This window comes from Massilia sp. UYP34 (genome assembly GCF_056279385.1).
In genome coordinates, this window is the sequence record NZ_JBWBRF010000023.1 from 33994 (window position 1) to 56260 (window position 22267).

The window sequence follows — 22267 nt, forward strand, 5'->3', positions numbered from 1 at the left end:
ATCTTCACAGCCGCTGACTACGAAAGCGCTAACACATCAGACGAAAGCCACCAGGAAACAGGATGAACGTTCGGCAAGGCCAGGGGAGGGCATGGCAAGGAACATGCGGATTCCTGCTATCGCGATAGGGATCTTGATTCCGATACTTTCGGAGTTGCGGTATCCTTGCGGCAGGAGGATATCGATGAGAGCTGATTTTCGGCTGGCGCGCATGCTGCACGCGCTGGTGCATATACACGGCCGCAAGGGCACGACGAGTTCGGAAGAGCTGGCTGTCATGCTGGACACCAATCCCGTCCTGGTCCGCCGCATGATGGGCGGCTTGCGCGAGGCGGGTTACGTGCGCTCGACCGCGGGCCGCAATGGCGGCTGGGTGATGGCGGTGGACCCGGACGCCATTACGGTGCTGGACGTCTACGAGGCGCTCGAAGAGCCGGTGATCTTCGCCATCGGGGCGCATGTCGATCATCCTGGCTGTCTTCAAGAGCAGGCGATCAACGGCGCACTCGAGGTGGCGATGGCGCAGGCGGCGGGCGCCTTGCTGCGCGAGTTCAGCCAGGTGAAACTGTCGGCATTCATCCCGGCCCCGACCGTCAGGCCGGAGTGATGTAGCGGGGCTCTGGCTCTGGGAAAACCGCCACTGCAGGAGTGCCGATTTAATGGATATCGTATTTCGTCGAGTGGCAATATAAGCACATCACCGCTCAAGCTGCGCAACCGGATGGTGGCGCTCGCGCAGCGCCGTCGTGCAGCGAATCCGGCACTCCACGAGTGACGGTTATCACGCCGTACGAAGCGTGTCGCATGCATGCACACGCCGGAAAAGCGACTCGTCGGTAGTGACGTCAATCGAATTACCGCTTGCGATCGGGCGGGCGCGTATCTAACCTGTTTCGCTTCTGCCGCGGACCACCGATGCCCAGGCGGCCGGCAGAGGGTCCCGCGGGCGCCTTTCGCGGGTATCGCCAACCACTGCCGGAACGCATTGCCGCGTCCTGTCTCCGTCTCGCCGCAGGCCCTTCTCCGGCAGCTCAAGGAGTAGATCATGAAAGCTGTTGTCTACCGAGGTCCCAACCAGGTTGCGGTCGAAAACGTGCCAGATCCCAAGATCGAACGCCCGACGGATGCGATCGTCAAGATCACCAGCACCAACATCTGTGGCTCCGACCTGCACATGTACGAGGGGCGGACCGATTTCGAGCAGGGCCGCGTCTTTGGCCACGAGAACCTGGGCGTGGTCCTGGAAGTCGGTCCCGCGGTCGAGCGGCTCAAGCCCGGCGATTGGGTCTGCATGCCCTTCAACGTCAGCTGCGGGCATTGCAAGAACTGCGAACGCGGGCTGACCGCCTACTGCCTCAGGGCGAACGTGCCCGGCATCGTCGGCGCCGCCTTCGGCTTTGCCTCCATGGGGCCATGGCAGGGCGGGCAAGCCGAATTCCTGCGCGTGCCCTGGGCCGACTTCATCTGCCTGAAGCTGCCGCCGGACGCGGAGCAAAAACAGTCCGACTACGTGATGTGCGCGGACATCTTCCCGACCGGCTGGCACGCGACCGAGCTGGCCCGCATGAAGCCCGGCGATGCGGTGGTAATTTACGGCGCCGGGCCGGTCGGCCTGATGGCCGCGCACTCGGCGATGATCAAGGGAGCGTGCAGCGTGATGGTGGTGGATTGCCATTCGGACCGGCTCAAGCTGGCCGAGTCGATCGGCGCGGTGGCCATCGATTTTTCCAAGGAAGACCCGGTGCAGCGGGTGATGGACCTGACCCACGGGCGCGGCGCGGACGTGGGCTGCGAATGCGTGGGCTACCAGTGCCACGATCACCACCATCACCGGCAGGAACGGCCCGAACTCACGATGAACAACCTGGTCGCCTCGGTCAAGCCCACCGGCGGGATCGGCGTGGTGGGGGTGTTCATTCCGCAGGACCCGAACGCCCCGGACGCGCTCGAGAAAGAAGGCAAGATCGCGCTCGATTGGGGCGCGCTCTGGTTCAAGGGCCAGCTCGTCGCCACCGGCCAGTGCAACGTCAAGGCCTATAACCGGCAATTACGCGACCTGATCCACGCCGGCCGCGCCAAGCCGTCATTCATCGTGTCGCACGAGCTCAAGCTCGACCAGGCGCCGGACGCCTACCAGCACTTCGACCAGCGCGAGCACGGCTGGACCAAGGTGATCCTGCACCCGGGTTCCTAGGGGCGCAGGGCGCGCGGCGGCAGGAAGAAGCGTCGCGCGCCCATGACGAACGTGCCACCGGCGCCGGTGTCCAACCTTCTCCCTGGGGCACAGCCACCTGTCCAATGTGCTCGGGAATATGGGAATCCGCTCTAAGCTGCGCGACAACCCGGCTTGGTGCGCAAGGGCCCCAGCGCCACCGCGGCGGTGGGCGCAACAGCGCAAACAGTGTTCTCCCAGCGGTCGCCATGTACTTTCACCATTGTTTTCACCCGGAGGCAAGCAATGAACCCGCAACAGAACCAATCCACGGGGCCGGCCGCCCAGCTTGCCCATCCAGGCGTGCATGGCGCGATGGCCGGCGCCGCCCATGACCAGGAAGTGCCGGAAGTTGACCTGCTCAGTCCGCTAACGCTGCGCAGCCTGACTTTGCGCAACCGCATCGCCATGGCGCCGATGTGCCAGTATTCGGCCGTGGAGGGCATGGCCAACGACTGGCATCTGGTGCACCTGGGCAGCCGCGCGGTGGGCGGCGCCGGGCTCGTGATCGTCGAGGCGACTGGTGTCACGCCGGACGGCCGCATCACCCCGGGCGACCTGGGGCTCTGGAGCGACGATCAGATCGAACCCCTGGCGCGCATCGCCCGCTTCCTGGAAGGCCAGGGCGCGTGCGCGGGCATCCAGCTCGCGCACGCGGGACGCAAGGCGAGTACGGCGGCACCGTGGACGGGCGGCGCTACCCTGACGACGCCCGAGGAGGGCGGTTGGCCCGTGGTCGCGCCCAGTCCGATCCCGTTCCATCCGAACGATCCAACGCCCATCGCGCTCGACGAAGCCGGCATCGACGGCATCGTCGACGCCTTCGAGGCGGCTGCGCGGCGCTCACTTGCCGCCGGGTTCAAGGTGTTGGAAATCCACGCCGCGCATGGCTACCTGCTGCATGAATTCCTGTCGCCGCACAGTAATCAGCGCACTGACGGGTACGGCGGCAGCCTCGAGAACCGGATGCGCTTCTTGCTGCGCGTCGCCGAACGCATGCGCGCCACCGTTCCCGCCGAGCTGCCGCTGTTCGTGCGCATCTCCGCCACCGACTGGGTCGCCGGCGGCTGGGACATCGAGCAGTCGGTCGAACTGACGCAGCGCCTCAAGGACCTGGGCGTCGATCTCATCGACGTGTCGACGGGCGGCAATCTGCCGACCGCACGCATTCCCGTCGCCAAGCGCTACCAGGTGCCATGCAGCCGCCGCATCCGCGACGACGCCGGCATCCTTACCGGCACGGTCGGGCTGATCACGGATCCGAAGGAGGCGGACGACATCGTGACCGGGGGCGACGCCGACCTGGTGCTGGTCGGGCGCGAATTGCTGCGCGAGCCGTACTGGAGCCTGAAGGCCCAGCATGCGTTCGAGGAGGAGCCGGATTGGCCGGTGCAATATGGCTATGCCGTGAAACGCCGCGCGAAATGACCAGGCTGCGATCCCGGCGATCGACGCGTCGAGCGCCGGCGCAAACGGCGAAGTGAGTTCCGGGCGCCGGTGTTTGCGGACAACGCTATTGCGCGCCGCGACCTGGCGCTCAGATCGCCTCCTTGCGCATCGGCGTGCCGGACCCAGCCAGCAGCTCCATCGGCAGCGGAAAGACGATGGTGGTCGATTTGTCGCCTGCGATCGAACCGAGCGTCTGCATGTAGCGCAGCTGCATCGCGCCAGGCTGCTGCGCCAGCACGTAAGCCGCCTGCTGCAGTTTTTCCGAGGCCTGCAGCTCGCCTTCCGCGTGGATCACCTTGGCGCGCCGCTCTCGCTCGGCCTCGGCCTGGCGCGCGATGGCGCGCACCATCGATTCGTCCAGGTCGACGTGCTTGATCTCGACGTTCGCGACCTTGATGCCCCAGGCGTCGGTCTGGGCGTCGAGAACCTGCTGGATGTCCATGTTCAGCCGTTCGCGTTCGGCCAGCATCTCGTCAAGCTCGTGCTTGCCGAGCACGGCGCGCAGCGTGGTCTGGGCCAGCTGGCTGGTCGCTTCCATGAAGTTCGCGACCTGGATGATGGCGCGTTCCGGATCGACCACCCGAAAATAGATCACGGCATTGACCTTGACCGAGACGTTGTCGCGAGAGATCACGTCCTGGGTCGGCACGTCGTGCACGATGGTGCGCAGGTCAACCCGGACCATTTGCTGCAATACCGGGATGATGATGATCAGCCCCGGACCCTTCACGCCCCAGAAACGGCCCAACTGGAACACGACGCCGCGCTCGTACTCGCGCAGTATCCGGATTGCCGCTGCCAGCAGCACCAGCACCAAAAACAAGACGGCGCCAAGGCCGATGCCGAATCCGGGAATCGCGATCATGGTGAAGCTCTCCTAGTTTTTCTCGACAGGGGAGACGTCCAGGGTCAGGCCTCGTCTGCCGATGATCCGGACGACTTGCGAAGGAAACAGGGGAAAACCGCCTGCGACGTGCCAGAGCTCGCCATCCACGCGGGTCCAGCCCTGGCGCGCGTCGTTGTCGGCCACCTTCTCGACCGTGCACAGTGTGCCGATGAGGCCTTCGACGCCGCTCGTTACCTTGCGCCGGCGCGTCTTCATGGCCAGGCGCATCGTCCCGAACAGCAGCAGCGCGCTGGCCACGGCAAGCGTGCCCACCAGGCCGGGGGGGATGCCATAGCCCGGCAGTTCGGTATCGATGAGCATGAGTGCGCCGGCGACGAAGGCGGCGATCCCACCGAGTCCGAGAATGCCGAAGCTGGGCAGGAAGGCCTCGGCGCACATGAAGACCAGACCGAGCACGATCAGGGCCAGTCCGACGTAATTTACCGGCAATAGCTGCAGGGCATACAGACCCAGGAGCAGGCAGATCCCTCCGATCACGCCCGGCGCGACCGAACCCGGGTTCATGAACTCGAATACCAGGCCGTAGATCCCGAGGGTCATCAACAACAGGGCAACGCTTGGATTGGTGATCGCCACGAGCAGCCTTGTGCGCCAGTCGGGCGCGTACTCGACGATGATCGCGCCCTTGGTCGCCAGGCGGCGCTGCTGGCCAAGCACCGCGACGGACTGGCCCTCCAGCTGGCCGAGCAGGGCCGGCACGTCCGCCGCCAGATACCCGATGACGTTCTGCTGCAGGGCTTCCTCGGCCGTGAGGCTGATCGATTCTCGCACGGCGCGTTCCGCCCATTCGGCGTTGCGCCCGCGCAGCTGCGCCAGGCCGCGCAGGTAGGCCGCGGCGTCGTTGAGCTGCTTGGCGCTCATGCGCGAGGCCACGTCCTCGCCGCCTTGCCCGTCCTTTTGCTTGCCGTCCCGCTCGCCGGATGCCGGCGGCTGCGGCGCGAGGCCGATCTCGACCGGGGTGGCCGCGCCGACATTGGTGCCGGGCGCCATGGCGGCAATGTGGCTCGCATACAGCAGATAGGTGCCGGCGCTGGCCGCGCGCGCGCCGCTTGGCGCCACGTAGGCCGCCACCGGCACCGGCGAACCGAGGATCGCCTTGATCACGGTGCGCATCGCGGTATCGAGGCCGCCCGGCGTGTCCATTTTGAGGATCAGCAGCTGGTGGCCTTGCGCGGCGGAGCGCTCGATGCCGCGAACGACATGGTCGGCGTTTGCCGGGCCGAGCGCGCCGTCGATCGTCAAGAGGCCCACGCCCGGTGCGGCGCAGGCCGGGGCGGGCAACAGCGCGAGCAGGGCCAGCAGGATAAGCAGGCAGGCGGCCCGGAGCGACGCGATCCTTTTCGCCAGCCGGCTCGCGCGCGGATCGGGGCGGGGGACAGTAGCTTGCCGGGTAGCGCTCATGGAGAATTTTTCCTGTTCCCTTACTTGACGAGCGTGACCGGCACGCGCGCCAGGCCGAGCCCCGGCGCGCGAGCGCACCAGAGAGCAGGCTGGCGATGAGGCCTGGGCCATGCGTCCCCTTGACGATGCAGGCATGGCCGTGCTCGCGCACCTGGGCGGCTATCTCGTCGGCCGCCTGCCCGACACGGCAGGACCCACGCGACACAACGCCGGCATCATGCAGAAGTGCCGAAGGTACGCAGGCGCCACAGGCGGCAGCCGGCTGCCACCAGTGTTTCTGGCGTTGGACAGGTGCAGCCCCCTCCGAAGTTCCGTTTTACCGCTGCGCACCTTCGTCGACATGAACGATGATTGATGCGACCCACCAGCGCCAGCGTCGGCGTACGCGGATGGTCGGGTATCATTTCGCTATCCGGCGGCAAAGGCGGCGTAGGCTCAGTGAGATGGATGAGCGCGACGACAATGCGTCAGCGCTTGCGTCGTTCGACCAAGGTCGGTTCGCGCGCATCCGGCGCGCATGATGGCGCCCCCTGCCGTCAGATGCCGGAAGGGCCGCTCTTTTTAGATGAGGTTTGTGTTGCCAAAAGAATTCAGTAGCGCCGACATCGACGCCGTCTACAGCGTCATCGCCAACCGCCGCGATGTGCGCCACTTCATACCGGGGGAGGTCAGCGAGGAGGTTCTGCTGCGCCTGCTGACTGCGGCGCACCAGGCGCCCAGTGTTGGGCTGATGCAACCCTGGCGTTTCATCCGCATCAAGGATGGTGCCGTGCGCGAACAGATCTGCCAGATCGTAGACGACGAACGCCAAGCGACCGCGGCTGCACTGGGCGATCGCGGCGACGCCTTCATGCGGCTGAAGGTCGAAGGCATTCGGGAGTGTGGTGAAGTGCTGGTGGCGGCGTTGATGGACCGGCGTGAACGCCATGTGTTCGGCCGCCGCACCCTGCCCGAGATGGATCTCGCATCGGTGGCCTGCGCAATCCAGAACATGTGGCTGGCTTCGCGCGCCGAGGGGCTTGGCATGGGCTGGGTGTCGCTGTTCGATCCCGCCAGGCTGGCTGGGCTACTTGGCATCCCGGATGGCGCCAAGCCGGTTGCCATCCTCTGCCTGGGTCACGTGACCGCATTCTATACGAAACCCATGCTCGAACTGGAGGGCTGGGCTCGGCCCGCTTCCCTGGACGCGCTGCTGTCGACCGACCGCTGGCGGCCTGACCCGCAGCCATGTTAAGCGGCATGCTTTTGCACGGCCTTTGGACCATCGCTGATGGTTAACCCGGTTCAGTGCACCCATCTGTTGTAGTTAGAGAAACTAGTGAGGCTGGTTGAGGCGGTGAGGGCGGGGGCGCCGCGCCGGTTGTGTACTGTGCCGATGATGGCTCTGGGCGCGTAGCACGGCTTCGTGTCGATGCCGATTGCCAACGGCCGGGGCCGAGGTGTAGTTGCCTTTGCCCACCGTCGCCGTCGGATGGCTGTTCTCGGCGACGCTGCTGACGCTGTTCATGCTGCCTTCGCTTATGCGTGGTTGAGACGTCCGAAGCCCAACGAGCCTGCGTAGTGAACATGGCGTGCTGGCGATAGACTTGGGATGTAAATAACTGCGCCATGGATCTTCGCCGCTCATCGCCATGGGACTGGATCGATCGACTATCCCCGATACGTTGCGCAGGCGGTAGCGCTTGGCCGTCAGTCGTTTCTGCGTTGGACGAGTGCATCCCTCTTCAAAGTTCCTTCCGACCACCCCGTCTCCAAACCACATCAGATGGATCCGTAAGCAATAGGGACGGATGCGCAACCGGGCCGGAAAAGAAGCGATTTCATCGCGAAACAGCCCCAAACGTGGCAAAAAGGCTGCAATTCGACGTGAATTATGGATCTGTCGCCTATATAGTCCAAAGCTGGTGCTATACTTGTTGCCTTACGGAAACTACATTTCCCTCCCTTCTATTGTGTCCGCTGTCAGGCGTGTTCGACGGCGCGCGCATTCTTGCAGAGTCAATCATGAAATTCACAGATTTGAAAATTGGGGTCCGCCTCGGCCTCGGTTTTTCCGTTCTCCTTCTTTTGCTCGCGGCCGTGGCCGGCATTGGCATGACACGCCTGCAAGACGTTGGCCTGACCAACCGTGCAATGGTCGAGGAAGACCTTGCTTCCGCACGCATTGTCCGGGAATGGGTGGGTCTCGCCGAGGTGACCGGCGTACGCAGCCTGGCGGCGCTCGAGGCCGGCAATGAGCAGGCAACCAAATTTTTCCTCGACACCATCGCCACGACAACCAAGCGCGGCGTCGAGTTGCAGCGCCAGCTGCAGGAACGCCTGGCCGATGATCCCTTGGGCAAGGAGCTGTTTGCCGAGGCCCAGGCGATCAGGAAGCCATATCGCGCAGCGCTCGATTCCGCGTTCAAGGCCAAGGCAAATGGCGACATGGTTGAGGCTAACCGCCTGATGGAGGTCGATGTCAGGCCGCGTCTGGCCGCACTCGGCGCCGCTCAGGGCAAGCTGGCGCAGCATCTGCAAGGCAAACTGGATGCACGCAGCCTCCTGGTGGAGGAAGCCTTCCTGAGCGGCCGCGTGCAACTGCTGTCGCTCAGCATCGCGGCTTTCCTCGCCGGTGTGGTCATCATGGTCTTGATTGCACGCTCGATCACGCGCCCGCTGGAGCGGGCGGTCGGCATCGCCGAGGCGGTTGCCGGCGGCGACCTGAGTATCGAGGCCGTGGCGACGGGACGCGACGAGATCGGCCAGTTGCTGCGCGCCCTGCAGGACATGACCAAACGCTTGGCCGGCATCGTGGCCGAAGTGCGTATCGGCACCGATAGTATTGCGACCGCATCCGAACAAATTGCGTCGGGCAACCTCGATCTGTCGGCCCGCACCGAGCAGCAAGCCAGTGCGCTCGAGGAAACCGCCTCTTCGATGGAAGAGCTGACGGGCACCGTGCGCCAGAATGCCGATAACGCGCATCAAGCAAAGCAGATGGCGATCTCGGCTTCCGAAGTGGCCACCCGCGGCGGCGCCGTGGTGGCGGAAGTGGTCGACACGATGGGGGCGATTAACGAATCCGCCCGCAAGATGGCCGAGATCATCGGTGTGATCGACGGCATCGCCTTCCAGACCAATATCCTCGCGCTGAACGCGGCGGTGGAGGCGGCCCGCGCCGGTGAACAGGGGCGTGGCTTTGCCGTTGTCGCGGCGGAAGTACGTAACCTGGCCCAGCGCAGCGCCGCAGCCGCCAAGGAAATCAAAGGCCTGATCGATAGCTCGTCCGAGAAAGTCGGCATCGGCAGCGAACTGGTCGGCCGCGCAGGGCAGACCATGAGCGAGGTGGTCGCCAGCGTGCGTCGCGTCAGCGACGTGATCGCGGAAATCACCTCTGCCAGCCAGGAGCAGCGCGCCGGCATCGAGCAGGTCAACGGTGCGATCGTCCAAATGGACCAGGTCACCCAGCAGAATGCGGCCCTGGTCGAGGAGGCGGCGGCGGCAGCCGGCGCCATGCAGGACCAGGCCGCCGATCTGGCGCGCTCGGTCAGCGTATTCCGGCTTCCCGCCGCCCCCGTACCAGCGCTCGGACGCCACGCCGAACCGGCCCTGCTGACCCGTGCCAGCTAATCAATGTTATCCAAGGAATTGCAATGAAATCCAATAAGTTTCTGGCGGCGGCGCTTGCCGCCGTCCTGTTCGGCCTGGGCGGCCAGGCGCAGGCCGGCAAGGGCAGCGGCGAGGTCACGCTGATCCACATGGGTGACCTGCACGGCCACCTGGTGCCGCACCCCAGCGTGCGCAGCGATTCTCTCGGCAAGACCGAAGGCGGCGTCGCACGGATCTACACGCTGGTCGAACAGATCCGCCGCGCCCAGCCCGGCAAGACCCTGCTGGTCAACACCGGCGACACCCTGCACGGCGGCGCCGAGGCGATGTTCACCCAGGGCGAGGCGATGATCGAGGTGCTCAACGCCTTCGGTTTCGATGCCTATGCGCCAGGCAACTGGGATTATGTGTATGGCGCCGACAAGTTCCTGTCCTACTTTACCGGCCCGAAGCCGCGCGCGCCGTGGAACCTGGTCGTGGCCAACCTGTACTACGATAATTATCCAGGGCTCGAAGCCCGAAACGGCCAGACCGTTGCACCAGCCTACATCGTCAAGGAAGTCGGCGGCCTGCGTGTCGGCATCATCGGGTTCACCTCGGACCGCGGTCCGCAGGCCGGCGACCCGAAGATCACGGCAGGGCTGCGCTTCACCGATGGCCGGGCCGAGTACGAGCGCTACGTGAAGGAAGTGCGCGGCCAGGACGTCGACCTGCTGGTCGTCATCTCGGAACTCGGCCTGCATGGCAACCTGACGCTGGCCGATGCGATTCCCGGCGTGGACGTGATTCTCTCGTCCGACAAGCATGAGCTCACGTCCAAGCCGGTGGTCTCGCGCAATGGCACCCTGATCGTCGAGCAGGGCATGGATGGGCAGGTCGTGGGCGAACTGCGCGTGCGTGTCGAGAAAGGCGCAGTGACGGACAAGCGCTACGTGTCGCACCGGATCACCGAGCTCCTGGCGGAAGACAAGCGCATTGCCGCCCTGGTCGCCAAGGTGCGCGCGCCGCTGGTGAGCGGGCCGGGGTTCAAGACCGGCGCCATCGTCAATCCGTTCAGCGGCGCGCCGCTGCGCCGCCCGATCGACACCGTGGTCGGACGGACCGAGGTGCCGCTGTACCGCAGCAACTTCGGGGACGAGCGCATGCCGGCGGTGATCGAGGGCTCGTCGCACGATTTCCTGACCGACGCCTTCCGCCAGCAGGGCGACGCCCAGCTGGGCATCATCACGGGCTTCCGCTACGGCACCGTGGTCGCTCCCGGCCCGATCACGCTCGAAGACCTGTACCACTTCATGCCGGTGGGCGCGCAGATCGCGCGCGGCCAGCTGAGCGGCAAACAGGTCCGGAACGCGCTCGAGGGCAGGCCGCAGAACACCCCGGCGCGTGCCGGCGAGTGGGTGAACGGCTGGACTGCCGGCATCAGCGGCCTGGTCGCCGAATTCGATCCGCTGGCGCCACAGGGGTCGCGCGTGCGACACCTGCGCATCGGCGCCGCACCGGTGCAAATGGACGCCAGCTACAGCGTGGCCGGCTTCTGGTACCAGCAAATTCCGACCATGATCAACCGCCTGCCCGCGACCGATGTGGTGGTGGTGAAGGACAAGGACGGCGCCACGCTCGACGCGACCGACGTCGTGGCGCGCTATCTCGAATCGCTGCCGGGCAAGACGGTGACACGCGAAGGCCTGCAGCTGGAGCGCATCCGTCTGGTCAATCCGCTGCCGGCGTCGGCGCACGGCGTGCGCGAGATGCAGCCGCTGGGCGCGGTCGCGCGCTGACGCGCGGCCTGCGTTCAGGGCAGATTCCGCCCTGATCCAGTGCGCCTGCCAATGCGCACTGGATCAGGTCTGGCCGTCTGGCAGGATGAGAAATAAGCGTTGCGATCACTCTGAGCTGAAACCCAAAAGTTGGACGTCAACTTTTGGGTTTTTTTTATGACGTGATCAGGGCGAGGTCGTGCGTGGGGGCGCCGGCCTTGAGCATTTCCGCCCCCAACCATGCCGGCCTGGTAAAGGCTGCCTCATGGTATCTCCAGGGTGGTTTTACCATCTGACCAACTCTTCTTGCTGGCGTAAGCCAGGCACGACGGCGCCAGCACGCGGCCATGCAGGACGCTGCCCGTGAGTGCGGCGCGAGCCCTCACCGGTAGGAATCACAATCTACTTGAATATATATCGATAAAAGATATACTATAAAAGTGTATGTTGATTGGTACGTGCGATGTCAATGAATCATGAAGAAGGGAGCCGACGGCCTGCCGACGGCATCGATATCGCATCGATGCGCCGTGCTGCCGAGCAGGCTTGCGGCCTGTTGAAGGCGCTGGGCAATCCCGACCGCCTGCTGCTGCTTTGCCAGATGACACAGGGGGAGTTCTGTGTCGGCGAACTGGAAGCCTTGACTGGCATTCGCCAGCCCACGCTGTCGCAACAGCTGGCGGTGCTGCGCGACGAGAAGCTGGTCGATACCCGCCGCGAAGGCAAGCAGATCCATTACAGCATAGCGAGCAGGGAAGCGATGGCCGTGATGGAAGTGTTGTACGCGCTGTACTGTAAACGATGAAAGGGAGTCATTCATGACCATCAACTGGAGCGAGTTCACGCCGTGGGCGTCGCTGTTCGGCGGCCTGCTGATCGGGCTGTCGGCGGCGCTGTTTGTGCTGTTCAACGGCCGGATCGCGGGCATTAGCGGCGTGCTCGGCGGCTTGCTGCGTCCGCTGCGCGGCGACATCGCCTGGCGTATCGCATTTCTGACGGGACTGATCGGTGCGCCGTTGGTGGTCGGGATGTTTGCCATCTTGCCCGAGGCCCGCATCGATGCCGGCGCCGGGACCCTGGTTGTCGCCGGCTTGCTGGTCGGACTGGGCACGCGCTATGGGGCCGGCTGCACCAGCGGTCACGGCGTCTGTGGACTGTCGCGGCGCTCGCCCCGTTCCCTGGTCGCCACGGCGAGCTTCATGCTGGCCGGCTTCGTCACCGTGTATGTCGTACGCCACCTGATGGCGTAAAGAGGGGAATATTCATGCAGATCGTCATGGCACTGATCGTCGGGCTGATCTTCGGTATCGGGCTGCTCGTCTCCGGAATGGCAGACCCAGCGAAAGTCCTGAATTTTCTCGACCTGGCCGGCAACTGGGATCCGTCGCTGGCATTCGTCATGGGTGGCGCGATCGCAGTCGGCTTGATTGCCTTCCATGTTGCCGCCGGGCGCAACAAGTCGCTGCTCGGCGACGCCATGCGCTTGCCGTCCGCCACGCAGATCGACCGGCGACTGGTGTTCGGTAGTCTGGCCTTCGGGGTGGGCTGGGGCCTGGCGGGGTACTGTCCAGGGCCGGCGCTGGTGTCGCTGATCGTCGGCGGCGAGAAACCGCTCATTTTTACTGGCGCAATGCTGGCCGGGATGGCGATCTTCGAACTACTGGAACGCCTGCCCGATGCGCCGGGCGAGCAGCGTGCGTAAGCGCAGGGTATCGGGGTGGACGCGCGCGCCCGAGATCTCATCGGCGTCTATACTGCGCCATCCAGGGGCACGTACGCCTGATTGTCAGTAGGAGAATCCGCATGATCTTCCGCCAATTGTTTGAGCCCTTGTCCAGCACCTACACCTACCTGATCGGCTGTCCGGAAACCGGTCAAGCGGTATTGATCGATCCCGTGATCGTGACCGTCGAGCGTGACCTGGAGGAGCTTCGACGCCTGGGGCTGACACTTGCATACAGCGTCGACACCCATGTCCACGCCGACCACATCACGGCGGCGCTGGAACTGAAGAACAAGGTGGGGAGCAAGATTGCAGCGCCAGCAGCGGAACGCGTTGACTGTGCGGACGTTCAGCTGGAAGAGGGGACGCCTTTCACGGTAGGCTCCATACAATTCCAGCCACTGCATACGCCGGGCCATACGTCTGGCCATTTCGCCTATGTGCTGGGCAGCCGCGTCTTCACGGGCGACGCGCTGTTGATCGACGCGTGCGGGCGCACCGATTTCCAGCAGGGCGATGCGGATGCGCTCTATCACAGCGTGCGGGGAAAGCTGTTCGCATTGCCTGATGAAACGCTCGTCTACCCGGCGCACGATTATCAGAACCGGTGGGTGTCTTCCGTCATGCAGGAAAAGCAGCGCAATCCTCGCCTTGGCGCAGACCGCTCGATCGAGGAGTTCCGGCAGATCATGGCGGGGCTCAACCTGCCATACCCGAAATTTATCGATTATGCGGTTCCCGGCAACAAGCAGTGCGGCGTGTGTCCGACTGATCTGCCGGACAATCTCGGCAAGTACTGCCAGCAGATGACTGATAGTCCGCAAGGATAGTCCGCAAGGATAGTCCGTCGAGCAGGAAATAGAGGGCGGGCTTCAGGCCCGCCCTGTCGCTTCACCAGCGCATCATTTCGCTTTGCGCGACGACCAGTGTACATGCACGATTTTCCAGTCCTCTCCCTTCTTTTCAAGGACCGCGGTCTCGGTGCCGAAGACATGCACCGGTTTGCCGCGCGACGACCCGACGGTTTCCGTCTCTTCCCAGACAATGGCGGTGTTGCCGTCGATACGCTCGGACTGCTTGAGGGTCTTGCGCGTGACATTCTTGGCAAATGCCATGTCGCCACCCAGGTGATGGCCCGCGTACTCGTCGCGCGAGCGTTCGACGAACCCGGATTCGTAGATGGCGACTTCAGGAGACAGTAGCGATAGTGCCTTTTCCTTGTCCCCGCTGGTCAGCGCTTGATGGAATGCGGCGACTGTTTCCTTGGGCGATGCGGCCAGGGCAGAGGCATGCACGCCAGCGAACGCAGCGGTAACGATGATGGCGGCCAGGGTTTTCTTAAACATTTTTTCTTTCCAGGTGAACTTGCTCAGGATGACATTGGGGGAGAGGTCGACGTCAGGACAGCCGCCGCTACCAGCACGGCAATCAGGACGATGGCTTCAATATGCAGGATCCGTGCGAAGCGCTTGCTGGCGTCCGGCGCACGTTGACTGGACTGTGTCAGTGATGCGAGCACGGCTGGCATCACGATAAAGCGGTTGAAGCCGCCCAGCGCCGCGGCGAAGAACACGAGGCCGAGCTTGATGATGAGGACATCGCCATACGGATTGCCGAACAGGTTTTCCGGGCGCTCCAGCACGCGCCAGGCACTGATTGCGCCGGTGGCGAAAATACCCACCAGCGCGACTGTCGCGCTGCACGAGAGCGCCTCGACGTAGGCGACGCAGTCCGATCGGCTGCCCGGAGCGCTGTCGGGTGCATGTCGCAGCGTGATCAAGCCTGCCACGATCACTTCGCCGACCCAGATACTGGTCAATACCAGGTGTAGCCAGTCGACTGCCACGGCCCACGTGAAATCGCCCGCCGCGCCGGCATGGCTGACCATGCTGCGGCTATACAGCAGCACGCCGATCGCCAGCACGCGCAGCGCCGATACGGCCGGCGTGGTTTGCAGCCGCAGCGGCGCAGCCGATGCCGCGCCTGCAACCACGAGCGCGACAGCGCCGATCATCCACGCCAATCCGAAATGGGTCGCACTGATGACCGACTTCACTGCGGGCAGCGCTTCGGCGAGTGGCACTTCGGCCATCGACGCCGCCTCGATCCACAGGATGGCGATATAGGTAGCGATCGCCGCGCCGGATCCCGCAAGCAGCGCTCTTTGCAGGCGCACCAGCAGGGCGCCAGCCCAGGGCGATTGGCGGGTGCGCAGCCAGAGCAGCGCTGCGCTCGCACCAACAAGCACGGCGAGCGACAGGTTGAGGAGGGCGGTGATGGCGCGCTGGACCGACGCGAGGTCGGATTCCACTTATTGCACCCGGAAGGAGAATTCGCCCTTGACCTTGTGGCCATCGCGCGCGACCGTGGTCCACTGCACACGCCAAACGCCGGCATGCAGCCCGGGCGTGGTCGCGACCAGCGCCCTGGGATCGGCAGGGTCCGCGGCGACCCTGGATGCATCGACGACGCCCCCTTTTTCGTCAACGAGCTTGACCTTGCTGAAGGGCAGTTCGAGCGGTTCGTTGAACTGCAGGCGGACCTGGGCCGGCGCCGGGCTGACGACGCTGTTCGCAGCAGGGGTCGACGCCTCCAGCCTGGCATGAGCGAGCGCGGACGGCGCCGCCACGGTGATGATGGCCGCGGCAGCGGCGGCAAGCAGGTTTTTCATTGTCATCTGTGGTTTCTCCTCTCAATCCCGCGCCACGCCGGCGCGGAAAGACACGGGGCATGGGCGCGCCTCGACTACTGGGCTTTTTCCAGCTGAACGATGGTGATGGCGCCTTCGATGCGATCGGCGGCAAATTTTACCTTGTCGCCGACCTGGACCAGCCCGAGCATGGCTGGATCCTTGACGCGCAGGACCATCGTCATTGCGGCCATGTTGAGGTTCTTGATTTCACCGTGGCGCAGCGTGATCTTGCCGGCCTCCTGGTCGATCTTCCTGACTTCACCATCGACGAGCCCGGACGCCGCCGGCGCTTCGTGGCCGGCATGGGACTCATGGCCTTCGTGTCCGGCGTGGGCGGTTTCCTGTGCCAGGGTGAGCGAGCTTGCGACGGCCATCACGATCGCCAGGGCCGGTTTCGAGAATGCGTTCATCGTTGTTCCTTTCGAGACGGATCAGTTGTAGCGTTTAAAAACGGTGGTCTTGCCATTGGGCTGCACGAGCAGGACGTCGTACGGGTCCTTGCGTGGCCCCTCCATGCCGGGCGAGCCGAGGGGCATCCCGGGCACGGCCAACCCTTTGGCCATCGGTTTTTGCGCGAGCAGCCGCTTGATGTCGGCCGCCGGGACGTGGCCTTCGATCGCATAGCCCTGGATCATCGCCGTGTGGCACGAGCCAAGTTCGTGCGGGATGCCGCCCCGTTCGCGGTATTCCGCCGGATTGGCGACGTTTGTCACGCGGGGTGTAAAGCCATTGGCCTCGAGGTGCTCGACCCAGGCTCCGCAGCAGCCGCAGGATTCGGTCTTGTAGACGTCGATGACCGGGCCCGCGGCGATCGCCAGCACCGGAATGGACAGGACGGCGGCCATGGCCGCACGTGAAATAAGTCGCTTGATCATGGGGTAGGTCTCCTTTTGCGGGTTAGTGATGGCCCTGGTGGTTCTGGGGTTTACGGACAGTTACTTCAACTTCCGGCCTGTTGGCCGTGGGCATTGCCTGGCCGCCCGCGTCCTGGCTACGGACGGCCGCGGGCGGTTCGCCTTTCCACTCGTAGGCGACAGTCCCTGGCGGGTGCTGGTACCAGCCTGGATTGCTGTAGTCGCCACGCTTCTGATCCTTGCGCACCTTCAGGATCGTGAACATGCCGCCCATTTCAACGCCCCCGAACGGCCCCTGGCCGGTCATCATCGGAAGCGTGTTGTCAGGTAGCGGCATCTCCATGTCGCCCATCGAGCCGCCTTTTTCGCCCATGACCATGTAGTCGGGAACCAGCTTCGTGATCTTCTCGGCCACGCCGCGGTGGTCGACGCCGATCAGGGTCGGCACGTCATGCCCCATCGCATTCATCGTGTGGTGCGACTTGTGGCAGTGAAAGGCCCAGTCGCCGGGCTCGTCGGCAATGAATTCGATCGCCCGCATCTGACCCACCGCGATGTCGGTCGTCACCTCCGGCCAGCGCGACTCGGGCCGGGTCCAGCCGCCGTCGGTGCCGGTGACTTCGAACTCGTGTCCGTGCAGGTGGATTGGATGGTTGGTCATCGTCAGGTTACCGGCGCGGATGCGCACGCGGTCGCCCTGGCGCACGTTCATGGTATCGATGCCGGGGAATGCACGGCTGTTGAAGGTCCATAGATTAAAGTCCAGCATCTCGTTCACGCGCGGCGTGTAGCTGCCTGGTTCGATGGCGTAGGCATTGAGCAGGAACACGAAATCGCGGTCTACCCGGTGGTGGGCCGGATTTTTCGGGTGCGTGACCCAGAAGCCCATCATGCCCATCGCCATTTGCACCATTTCGTCGGCATGCGGGTGGTACATGAAGGTACCCGGGCGGCGGGCGACGAACTCGTACACGAAGGTCTTGCCCGGCTGGATACCGGGCTGGTTCAGGCCGGTCACGCCATCCATGCCATTGGGCAGGCGCTGGCCATGCCAGTGGATGCTGGTGTGCTCGGGCAGCTTGTTGGTGACGAAAATGCGCACCCGGTCGCCTTCCACCACTTCAATGGTCGGCCCGGGGCTCTGGCCGTTATAGCCCCACAGGTTCGCCTTCATTCCCGGCGCAATCTCGCGCACCACGGGTTCGGCGATCAGGTGGAACTCCTTGACGCCATTGTTCATGCGCCAGGGCAGCGACCAGCCGTTGAGCGTCACGACGGGGTTGAAAGGGCGGCCATTCGGTGGTGGCGGCGGCGGTTGGGTGACGGCGCTGTCCATGATGGGCGCCTCGGGCAGCGTGGCCGCGCCGGCCCGGCTCACCAGGCCGGCGCCGACGAGCGCCGCGGCGCCGGTAAAGAAGTCTCGACGAGAGCTCATTGTTTTTAATCCTTGTTTCAATGTCCGGCAGCGGCCGACTCGGTCGCCACGGAACTGGAAAGGCTGGTGGTTGCGCCGCCTGCGCCATGGATGGCAGCTTGCAGGTCGGTGTCGGCAATCCAGAAGTCGCGCTGCGCCTCGATGGCGGCATTGACGCCGTTGATCTGGGCGCGGGCGTCCGCAAGGAGCTCGAACACGCTCATGAGCATGCCGTTGTAACGCAGCAGGGTCTCTTCCGAAATCTTCTTGCGAAGTGGGACGATCTCGTCACGGTAGTGCCGCGCCAGGTCGTAGCTCGTCCGGTAGGCCGAATAGGCTTCGCGTACCTGGGAGCGCGCCGTGATGGCGGTATTGGCCGTGCGATGAACCGCCTGCATGTACAGCGCCTCGGCTTTTGCCGTGCGGGCCCCACCCCAGTCGAACAGGGGCAGGGCAAGCTCGATCTCATAACCGTTCTCGCGCGGCTCGCCGGAGGTGCTCGAGTTGGCATAGCCGGCGTGGAGCACGTTGACGAAGCTGGTCGCCTTCGTCAGGCCCAGCGCGCGGGCCGTCGCTTGCGTGTTCAGTTTGGCGAGCTGGACGTCCAGGCGCTGCTGCATGGCGAGCGACTCGATGTTCGATGGTTCACGTGGCGTGCCCGGCATGTCGGGAAGCCGCTCGGGCAGCTGGAAGGCGGTGCTCGTTCCCCACACGCCCATCAGGCGGGTGAGTTGCTCCCGCGCTGCGGTGGCGTGATGGCGCGCGCGGGCCAACTGGGCAGTCGCTTCGGCGGAGAACGCCTGCTCGCGTGCCTGGTCCAGTGCACTCAGGTTACCGACCTTGGCCATCCGGGAAGCCAACTCGGCGCTTGCCTGCGCCGCCTCGCGTACCTGCTCGGCGTACTGCGCTGACTGCGCGGCCGCTACGGCATTGAAATAGGCCTTGCGCGTGTCGGCAGCCAGACGCACCGCATCGGTGGCAGCAATGAGCTTGGCGCCTTCGAACCGGCGCGATTCGATGTCGCGGCGCAGCGGAATGGTCAGCAGGCCGACCAGGTCAAACATGACGCTGCGTTCGATTTCGGTTTCGCCGCCGCCGGACATGCGGCCAAAGCCCACCGATGGGTTGGCCATGCGGCCGGCCTGCACCAGGTCAGCCTCGGCCACACCGAGCTCCTGGAGGGAGGCACGCAATCCCTGGTTGTTGAGCAGTGCGACCCGCACGGCACTGTCGGCAGACAGCGGTTGCTTGAGCAGCTCGTTCAGTTCGGCCTGCGTGGCAGGATCAGTCCCGGCCGGGCGCTTGAGCTGGATGTCCTGGCCGATGCGATCGGTCGTCATTGCCGAGACGGCGTCCAGACCACCGTCACTGGAAAACGTCGCGCATCCGCCCAGTGTCAGGGCGACGACCGCGGTCGCGACCGCGCGCAGAGACGGTGCCATTCGTGTTGTTGTCATAGCCTGGCCTCGCCTCAGTGATGCTTGTGGTGATCTTCAGATGCGTCGGCCGGCGCGTTACCGGGCGGCCTCTGAACGGGGGCAGCATCATGACCAGGTTGGCCAGTGTGATCCCCATGATCGGCGTGGCCAGCGTGAGCCCCGTGACCGGCATGGCCAGCGTGAGTCCCATGACTGGCGTGGCCAGCGTGGGCGGACGGATCTGCGACGGCGGCGTTGGCGGCGCGCCAGTTCTTGTCAGGTGACACGCCACCTTTCACGGTCGGCGAATGATTGGTCATCGCCGAGACGTACCCGGTTGGTGGCACGACGACGGATGCGTCGGCCGGATCGGGAGTACGGGAACTTTGCTGGGCCTGTGCTCCAAGCGCAGCAGCGAGCAGGGTGCCAAAGGCAGCCCACAGCTTGAGTTTCATTGTCAATCCTCGAAATCGGTAAACAGGGGCGCGCGGGGGCGCCGAAGTTCAGGACAGGCGGCGGCAACTAGAGGCCGAGGCGATGTCCAGGTCGATCAGGCGGATTTATTGCCGAGGAGGGCGTCTGAGGCCGTCAGGAATGAAACCAGCCACGAAGTCGGCAGGCGAGGCGCTAGCCGCGCTGGAGCCGTCAAAGACAGGCAAGGAGAGGGAGAAGGATGGAGGCGCCACGGCGCCGGCGCAAAATATCGAACAGGCACTGCACGACGAGTGCGTCGACTTTTCAACGTTGGCATGGGAACCGTCATCGCCGAAGGCGGCGTCCGCTTCGGTCATGGCGTGGTCGCCGTGATGCGCATGCATGTCGCTGGAAGCGGCGTGCGCCATATGCTGGTCTGCGAGCGGCACGGCGACTTGCGGCAAAACCGGCGCGCACGACATATTGATGGAACCGGCAACCGCATGGAGCGGGAGCATGCCCATCAGGAGCCAGACCAGCAATGTCGAGAGCAGACGGTTCATAGGTCGAATCAGTATAGCACGGCTGTCGCGGCGCGGAAGCTAGGCGAAAGTCTTCTTGAGTTAGCGTAAAAACGTCGTCCCCAAGAAGGTGGGGAACCAATCTTGCAAGCGTTTCGACGCCGTTTGCAGCACTTGGCCCCCCGCCTGCGCGGGGACGACGTATTTGACGGCTAGCTCAGCAGCTTAACTTAACGATATTAGCGCCGTGACTCGGTATTAATCGGTTTTATGCATTGGGATATTAGTTGCGCAATCGAGAACACAAATTGCTTTCGATGCGGCAGTCCGGGGCCAAATGTGGCGGCGATCGCCACGTCCTGATTCTCCGCGCCGGGTGGCGGGCGTTTCACAACCGCGGGCAGTCGAGCAGGTCGGCTACTTCGATGAAGCTGTCGGCCACGATGTCCCAGTCGTGCTCCGGCTCCAGGTCGGTCGATTGCGCCGGACCATGTTCATGGGGCCGGCGCACGAAGATCGTCCTGAGGCCGCAGGCCCGGGCAGCCTGGAGATCGCCGTTGTGGGCTGCGACCAGGGCGAATTCATGCGGAGGCAGTCCGACGGCGTCGGCCGACTTCAGGTAGGTCTGTGGCTGGGGTTTGTAGCTCCTGGCGATCTCGGCGCCGAGGATGGTGTCCCATGGCAGGCCACCATAGCGAGCCAGTCGCAGCATACCGGCGATGTGACTGTTCGACAGCGGTCCGATCGGGAACCGGCGTTTCAGCCGTGCGAGGCCTTCCAGCACGTCCGGCCAGGGGTCAAGGCGCTCCCATGCCCGGTTCAGCTCTGCCAGTTCCGCGCCAGGCATGGCGCCGAAGTCGGCGCCATGCCTGGCCAGGAGGGTTTCCAGGTTTTCGCGCTGCAGGAGCTCCAGGCGAACCCAGGGGCGCTCACCAGACCGGACCGACTGCATGGCAGGTTGGTACAGCGAACGCCATTCGTCGGCGAACGCAAATGGATCGACATCGATGCGGTGCCGTTCCAGAAACGGCTGCGCTGCCCGTGCAATGCCGGAGCGCCAGTCGACGACGGTGCCGAAAACGTCGAACCCGAGAAAGCCGACGGTGTGAAGCGATGTGCGCATAGTTAGCTTGAGGATGAAACGTGGCGCCGTATCAGTTTGTGGCTCGCCCGCGGCGTATCCAGGCAATGGTATCGTGGTGGACAGACTATAGCAGGTGCCCAGGCTGCGCATGATTGAGGCTGGCTGACCTTATGGAAGAGCCGTATTCATCAGCGCGTACCTCACCAACAGCCTTGCTCGGTGCTGTCATACCCGGAGCCGGGGACACCGAGCTCTCGGAAGTAATTTTGTAAGATCGGTATCATCGCTCGCCATAGCAGCACATGGCCTTTCGAAAGCTCTGATCTGACGGTTTTACTTCCTGTTTTTGTAAGTAAAACTAGCACTTCGCTGACAAGGGTACTAATTTGGTCAGAGAAGTGTGAATTCAGACTACCTGGAGAGGCGGCAATGGCCGCCGCTACACTCTGAGATCGACGCTACGCACGCGGATATTTGACACCTATCGCAGACGTGCCTGCCAGAACAGCTACCTCTGGCTTGGGCATAGCGTCAAGCAGAATTAAGATCTCATTCTTCATTCGGATTGAATCGCCACGACTATCGTAGACACTCCTGAGCCATAATATCGGGCACAAGGAGAAGATATGAGCGGTAAGCGGTACACAGAGGAATTCAAGATTGCAGCGGCCAAGCAGGTGGCGCAGGGCGGTCACCCAGCAAGCGAAGTAGCGGCCCGACTTGGGGTAAGCATCCTGGCCTTCCCCCACCAGCTCGGACACTTTCGATAGGTATGATGTCCCTATCGGAGGAATTACATGGCACGTGAAAGACGGTTGTTTTCAGAAGAG

Annotated in this window: 22 protein-coding genes and 1 pseudogene; 12 read left to right on the forward strand and 11 right to left on the reverse strand. The window is 64.1% G+C overall.

Translation table 11 applies throughout. The features are described from left to right. Positions 1-184: 184 nt before the first annotated feature. From ACZ9AQ_RS21780 to ACZ9AQ_RS21790, 3 genes are all read left to right on the forward strand, one after another. Positions 185-607, forward strand: coding sequence for an Rrf2 family transcriptional regulator (locus ACZ9AQ_RS21780; protein ID WP_429206755.1), 423 nt, complete (start codon positions 185-187; stop codon positions 605-607). Between the two features lie 438 nt (positions 608-1045). After that, on the forward strand, positions 1046-2194 hold the full coding sequence (locus ACZ9AQ_RS21785) for a glutathione-independent formaldehyde dehydrogenase (RefSeq protein ID WP_429206754.1): 1149 nt from the start codon (positions 1046-1048) through the stop codon (positions 2192-2194). Between the two features lie 264 nt (positions 2195-2458). After that, on the forward strand, positions 2459-3640 hold the full coding sequence (locus ACZ9AQ_RS21790; RefSeq protein WP_429206753.1) for an NADH:flavin oxidoreductase/NADH oxidase: 1182 nt from the start codon (positions 2459-2461) through the stop codon (positions 3638-3640). Positions 3641-3749: 109 nt separating this feature from the next. On the opposite strand, the gene ACZ9AQ_RS21795 is transcribed toward ACZ9AQ_RS21790, so the two are convergent. Together ACZ9AQ_RS21795 and ACZ9AQ_RS21800 are read right to left on the reverse strand one after the other, a co-directional pair. Then, on the reverse strand, positions 3750-4526 hold the full coding sequence (locus tag ACZ9AQ_RS21795; protein ID WP_429206752.1) for a slipin family protein: 777 nt from the start codon (positions 4524-4526) through the stop codon (positions 3750-3752). A gap of 12 nt (positions 4527-4538) precedes the next feature. Further along, positions 4539-5969 (reverse strand): NfeD family protein, encoded by a 1431-nt coding sequence (locus ACZ9AQ_RS21800; RefSeq protein ID WP_429206751.1) that lies wholly within the window; start codon positions 5967-5969, stop codon positions 4539-4541. A gap of 577 nt (positions 5970-6546) precedes the next feature. On the opposite strand from ACZ9AQ_RS21800, the gene bluB reads away from it, so the two are divergent. The 7 genes from bluB (at position 6547) to ACZ9AQ_RS21835 (ending at position 13870) form a co-directional block, all read left to right on the forward strand. After that, entirely contained in the window at positions 6547-7203 is a 657-nt protein-coding gene (bluB, locus tag ACZ9AQ_RS21805; protein WP_429206750.1) for a 5,6-dimethylbenzimidazole synthase, read from the forward strand. 770 nt (positions 7204-7973) lie between these two features. Then, complete coding sequence (locus ACZ9AQ_RS21810; protein ID WP_429206749.1) at positions 7974-9581, forward strand: methyl-accepting chemotaxis protein; 1608 nt, start codon at positions 7974-7976, stop codon at positions 9579-9581. 23 nt (positions 9582-9604) lie between these two features. Next, complete coding sequence (locus ACZ9AQ_RS21815) at positions 9605-11338, forward strand: bifunctional metallophosphatase/5'-nucleotidase (RefSeq protein WP_429206748.1); 1734 nt, start codon at positions 9605-9607, stop codon at positions 11336-11338. A 502-nt stretch (positions 11339-11840) separates the two neighbouring features. Next, the gene (locus ACZ9AQ_RS21820; protein WP_429206785.1) at positions 11841-12122 is read left to right on the forward strand and encodes an ArsR/SmtB family transcription factor; all 282 of its coding nucleotides are present in this window, start codon (positions 11841-11843) and stop codon (positions 12120-12122) included. Positions 12123-12135: 13 nt separating this feature from the next. Then, positions 12136-12567: a YeeE/YedE family protein gene (locus tag ACZ9AQ_RS21825; RefSeq protein ID WP_429206747.1), complete on the forward strand. Its 432-nt coding sequence runs from the start codon at positions 12136-12138 to the stop codon at positions 12565-12567. Between the two features lie 14 nt (positions 12568-12581). Further along, positions 12582-13019 carry a YeeE/YedE family protein gene (locus tag ACZ9AQ_RS21830; RefSeq protein WP_429206746.1) on the forward strand — a complete coding sequence of 146 codons (438 nt, stop codon included), beginning with the start codon at positions 12582-12584 and terminating at the stop codon, positions 13017-13019. A 101-nt stretch (positions 13020-13120) separates the two neighbouring features. Next, on the forward strand, positions 13121-13870 hold the full coding sequence (locus ACZ9AQ_RS21835; protein ID WP_429206745.1) for an MBL fold metallo-hydrolase: 750 nt from the start codon (positions 13121-13123) through the stop codon (positions 13868-13870). A gap of 72 nt (positions 13871-13942) precedes the next feature. On the opposite strand, the gene ACZ9AQ_RS21840 is transcribed toward ACZ9AQ_RS21835, so the two are convergent. The 7 genes from ACZ9AQ_RS21840 to ACZ9AQ_RS21870 all read right to left on the reverse strand — a co-directional run bounded on the left by ACZ9AQ_RS21840 (position 13943) and on the right by ACZ9AQ_RS21870 (position 19442). Then, the gene (locus ACZ9AQ_RS21840) at positions 13943-14386 is read right to left on the reverse strand and encodes a YybH family protein (protein WP_429206744.1); all 444 of its coding nucleotides are present in this window, start codon (positions 14384-14386) and stop codon (positions 13943-13945) included. Between the two features lie 23 nt (positions 14387-14409). Beyond that, entirely contained in the window at positions 14410-15351 is a 942-nt protein-coding gene (locus ACZ9AQ_RS21845) for a copper resistance D family protein (protein ID WP_429206743.1), read from the reverse strand. Continuing rightward, the gene (locus tag ACZ9AQ_RS21850; RefSeq protein WP_429206742.1) at positions 15352-15717 is read right to left on the reverse strand and encodes a copper resistance CopC family protein; all 366 of its coding nucleotides are present in this window, start codon (positions 15715-15717) and stop codon (positions 15352-15354) included. Between the two features lie 68 nt (positions 15718-15785). Further along, positions 15786-16142 (reverse strand): copper-binding protein, encoded by a 357-nt coding sequence (locus tag ACZ9AQ_RS21855; protein WP_429206741.1) that lies wholly within the window; start codon positions 16140-16142, stop codon positions 15786-15788. Between the two features lie 21 nt (positions 16143-16163). Next, positions 16164-16607 carry a DUF411 domain-containing protein gene (locus ACZ9AQ_RS21860; RefSeq protein ID WP_429206740.1) on the reverse strand — a complete coding sequence of 148 codons (444 nt, stop codon included), beginning with the start codon at positions 16605-16607 and terminating at the stop codon, positions 16164-16166. A gap of 22 nt (positions 16608-16629) precedes the next feature. Continuing rightward, positions 16630-18021 carry a multicopper oxidase family protein gene (locus tag ACZ9AQ_RS21865; RefSeq protein ID WP_429206739.1) on the reverse strand — a complete coding sequence of 464 codons (1392 nt, stop codon included), beginning with the start codon at positions 18019-18021 and terminating at the stop codon, positions 16630-16632. Between the two features lie 17 nt (positions 18022-18038). Then, on the reverse strand, positions 18039-19442 hold the full coding sequence (locus tag ACZ9AQ_RS21870; RefSeq protein WP_429206738.1) for a TolC family protein: 1404 nt from the start codon (positions 19440-19442) through the stop codon (positions 18039-18041). Between the two features lie 104 nt (positions 19443-19546). Here ACZ9AQ_RS21870 and ACZ9AQ_RS21875 point away from each other — a divergent pair, with 104 nt between their 5' ends. Beyond that, positions 19547-19702, forward strand: a complete 156-nt coding sequence (locus ACZ9AQ_RS21875; RefSeq protein ID WP_429206737.1) for a hypothetical protein — start codon at positions 19547-19549, stop codon at positions 19700-19702. Positions 19703-19978: 276 nt separating this feature from the next. Here the strand turns inward: ACZ9AQ_RS21875 and ACZ9AQ_RS21880 are convergent, their stop codons facing one another. Together ACZ9AQ_RS21880 and ACZ9AQ_RS21885 are read right to left on the reverse strand one after the other, a co-directional pair. Continuing rightward, positions 19979-20395 (reverse strand): hypothetical protein, encoded by a 417-nt coding sequence (locus ACZ9AQ_RS21880; protein WP_429206736.1) that lies wholly within the window; start codon positions 20393-20395, stop codon positions 19979-19981. A 346-nt stretch (positions 20396-20741) separates the two neighbouring features. Next, positions 20742-21476 (reverse strand): haloacid dehalogenase type II, encoded by a 735-nt coding sequence (locus ACZ9AQ_RS21885; protein ID WP_429206735.1) that lies wholly within the window; start codon positions 21474-21476, stop codon positions 20742-20744. 587 nt (positions 21477-22063) lie between these two features. Between ACZ9AQ_RS21885 and ACZ9AQ_RS21890 the strand changes: the two are divergent. Beyond that, positions 22064-22168, forward strand: a pseudogene (locus ACZ9AQ_RS21890) (transposase); the annotation flags it as partial. Positions 22169-22267: the final 99 nt, after the last annotated feature.

Excerpts from the sequence above, each read along its gene's own strand:
- ACZ9AQ_RS21780 (WP_429206755.1), top strand. The coding sequence starts at position 185 with ATGAGAGCTGATTTTCGGCTGGCGCGCATGCTGCACGCGCTGGTGCAT.
- ACZ9AQ_RS21785 (WP_429206754.1), top strand. The coding sequence starts at position 1,046 with ATGAAAGCTGTTGTCTACCGAGGTCCCAACCAGGTTGCGGTCGAAAAC.
- ACZ9AQ_RS21790 (WP_429206753.1), top strand. The coding sequence starts at position 2,459 with ATGAACCCGCAACAGAACCAATCCACGGGGCCGGCCGCCCAGCTTGCC.
- ACZ9AQ_RS21795 (WP_429206752.1), bottom strand. The coding sequence starts at position 4,526 with ATGATCGCGATTCCCGGATTCGGCATCGGCCTTGGCGCCGTCTTGTTT.
- ACZ9AQ_RS21800 (WP_429206751.1), bottom strand. The coding sequence starts at position 5,969 with ATGAGCGCTACCCGGCAAGCTACTGTCCCCCGCCCCGATCCGCGCGCG.
- ACZ9AQ_RS21810 (WP_429206749.1), top strand. The coding sequence starts at position 7,974 with ATGAAATTCACAGATTTGAAAATTGGGGTCCGCCTCGGCCTCGGTTTT.
- ACZ9AQ_RS21815 (WP_429206748.1), top strand. The coding sequence starts at position 9,605 with ATGAAATCCAATAAGTTTCTGGCGGCGGCGCTTGCCGCCGTCCTGTTC.
- ACZ9AQ_RS21820 (WP_429206785.1), top strand. The coding sequence starts at position 11,841 with ATGCGCCGTGCTGCCGAGCAGGCTTGCGGCCTGTTGAAGGCGCTGGGC.
- ACZ9AQ_RS21825 (WP_429206747.1), top strand. The coding sequence starts at position 12,136 with ATGACCATCAACTGGAGCGAGTTCACGCCGTGGGCGTCGCTGTTCGGC.
- ACZ9AQ_RS21830 (WP_429206746.1), top strand. The coding sequence starts at position 12,582 with ATGCAGATCGTCATGGCACTGATCGTCGGGCTGATCTTCGGTATCGGG.
- ACZ9AQ_RS21835 (WP_429206745.1), top strand. The coding sequence starts at position 13,121 with ATGATCTTCCGCCAATTGTTTGAGCCCTTGTCCAGCACCTACACCTAC.
- ACZ9AQ_RS21840 (WP_429206744.1), bottom strand. The coding sequence starts at position 14,386 with ATGTTTAAGAAAACCCTGGCCGCCATCATCGTTACCGCTGCGTTCGCT.
- ACZ9AQ_RS21850 (WP_429206742.1), bottom strand. The coding sequence starts at position 15,717 with ATGACAATGAAAAACCTGCTTGCCGCCGCTGCCGCGGCCATCATCACC.
- ACZ9AQ_RS21855 (WP_429206741.1), bottom strand. The coding sequence starts at position 16,142 with ATGAACGCATTCTCGAAACCGGCCCTGGCGATCGTGATGGCCGTCGCA.
- ACZ9AQ_RS21860 (WP_429206740.1), bottom strand. The coding sequence starts at position 16,607 with ATGATCAAGCGACTTATTTCACGTGCGGCCATGGCCGCCGTCCTGTCC.
- ACZ9AQ_RS21865 (WP_429206739.1), bottom strand. The coding sequence starts at position 18,021 with ATGAGCTCTCGTCGAGACTTCTTTACCGGCGCCGCGGCGCTCGTCGGC.
- ACZ9AQ_RS21870 (WP_429206738.1), bottom strand. The coding sequence starts at position 19,442 with ATGGCACCGTCTCTGCGCGCGGTCGCGACCGCGGTCGTCGCCCTGACA.
- ACZ9AQ_RS21875 (WP_429206737.1), top strand. The coding sequence starts at position 19,547 with ATGACCAGGTTGGCCAGTGTGATCCCCATGATCGGCGTGGCCAGCGTG.
- ACZ9AQ_RS21880 (WP_429206736.1), bottom strand. The coding sequence starts at position 20,395 with ATGAACCGTCTGCTCTCGACATTGCTGGTCTGGCTCCTGATGGGCATG.
- ACZ9AQ_RS21885 (WP_429206735.1), bottom strand. The coding sequence starts at position 21,476 with ATGCGCACATCGCTTCACACCGTCGGCTTTCTCGGGTTCGACGTTTTC.